We start from the raw sequence: 2,016 nt of genomic DNA, 5'->3' as shown, positions 1-2,016 counted from the left end.
CGCGGGGCCGTCCTTGCGCGCGGCCTGCTTGGGCGCGGGCGCCTCGGACTCCCCCGAGCCCTTGCCGTTGCCACCCTTGCGACGGCCGCGGCGGCCACCGGGCTCGTCGGCGTTGTGCGACTCGGTGTGCAGGGGGTCCGCGTGCACGATCAGCCCGCGGCCCTGGCAGTGCTCGCACGGGGTGGAGAACGCCTCGACCAGCCCGGTACCGAGCTTCTTGCGGGTGAGCTGCACCAGCCCCAGTGACGTGACCTCGGAGACCTGGTGGCGGGTGCGATCGCGCCCCAGCGCCTCGGTGAGGCGCCGCAGCACGAGGTCGCGGTTGGACTCGAGCACCATGTCGATGAAGTCGATGATCACCATCCCGCCGACGTCGCGCAGGCGCAGCTGGCGGACGATCTCCTCGGCGGCCTCGAGGTTGTTCTTGGTGACGGTCTCCTCGAGGTTGCCGCCGGAGCCGGTGTACTTGCCGGTGTTGACGTCGATGACGGTCATCGCCTCGGTGCGGTCGATCACCAGCGAGCCGCCGGAGGGCAGCCACACCTTGCGGTCGAGCGCCTTGGCCAGCTGCTCGTCCACACGATAGGTGGCGAACACGTCCACATCCGGGTTGTCGTACCGCTCCACGCGCTCCGTCATCTCGGGCGCGACCCGCGAGACGTAGTCGTGCACCGTGTCCCAGGAGGTCTCGCCCTGGATGACGAGCTTGGAGAAGTCCTCGTTGAACAGGTCGCGGACGACCTTGACCAGCAGGTCCGGCTCCTCGTACAGAGACACGGGCGTGCCGGCCCCGGAGTCGGTGCGCTTGGCGGCAGCCTCCGAGATCTCGGTCCACTGGGCGGCCAGGCGCTCGACGTCGCGGCCGATCTCCTCCGCGCTGACGCCCTCGGCGGCGGTGCGGATGATCACGCCGGAGCCCTCCGGCACGACCTCCTTGAGGATCGCCTTGAGGCGGCGACGCTCGGTGTCGGGCAACTTGCGCGAGATGCCGGTGGAGTTGCCGTCCGGTACGTACACGAGGAAGCGCCCGGCCAGCGAGATCTGCGTGGACAGGCGGGCACCCTTCTGCCCGATCGGGTCCTTGGTGACCTGCACCAGCACCATGTCGCCGGACTTGAGTGCCTGCTCGATCCGCCGGGCCTTGCCGCCGAGCCCGGCGGCCTCCCAGTTGACCTCGCCGGCGTACAGGACGCCGTTGCGGCCGCGCCCGATGTCGACGAACGCCGCCTCCATGCTGGGCAGCACGTTCTGCACACGGCCGAGGTAGACGTTACCGACCATCGAACGCGCCGATTCGGTGGTGACGAAGTGCTCCACGAGGACCTTGTCCTCGAGCACGCCGACCTGGGTCATGACGCCCTTGCCGTCGCCGCGCTGCTTCTCACGGACCACCATGACGCGGTCCACGGCCTCGCGGCGGGCGAGGAACTCGGACTCGGAGAGGATCGGCTGGCGACGACGACCGGCCTCGCGGCCGTCGCGGCGACGCTGGCGCTTGGCCTCGAGCCGCGTGGAGCCGGTGATGCCCTGGACCTCGTCGGACGACGTACCCGAGCCCTGTCCCCCGCGTCCGGAGCGACGGCGGGCCTCGCGTTCGTGGACCTCGGTCTGGGGCGGGTCATCGTTGGACGTCTGGGTGTCGTCGGAGCCGGAGCCCCCACTGCGACGACGACGACGACGACGGCGCCTCGAACCCGACGGACCGTTCCCCGAGTCGTCCGAATCATCACCGTCGGCGTCACCCGGACCGGACTGCCCGTCGGAGTCGTCGGCGGACCGGTCGTCGGTCTCGCCGGCGGAATCGGAACGAGCGTCGGAGCTCCCGTCATCGCTGCCGGAGGTCTCGTCCGGGTCGCTGTCGCGCGGGTCGCTGCCGCGCTGGTCGTCGCCGCGCGGGTCGCTGTCGCGCTGGTCGTCGCCGCGCTGGTCTCCGTCGTCCGACGACTCGGTCCCGGTGTTCTCACCGTTCTGGTCGTCGCCGGCCTCGCCGCGCCCGCGCCCACGTCCGCGACGCCC

Annotated in this window: 1 protein-coding gene; it reads right to left on the bottom strand. The window is 71.1% G+C overall.

The annotated features are described in order from the left end of the window. Window positions 1-2,016, bottom strand: a 2,016-nt coding sequence (locus G6023_RS04315; protein ID WP_182634180.1) for an Rne/Rng family ribonuclease, incomplete at both ends; no start/stop codon positions are given.

It is taken from the genome of Dietzia sp. DQ11-71 (genome assembly GCF_014144995.1).
Taxonomy (GTDB): Bacteria; Actinomycetota; Actinomycetes; order Mycobacteriales; family Mycobacteriaceae; genus Dietzia; species Dietzia kunjamensis.
The sequence above is the reverse complement of the archived record's forward strand: the minus strand, read 5'-3'. Positions and strand labels throughout refer to the sequence as shown.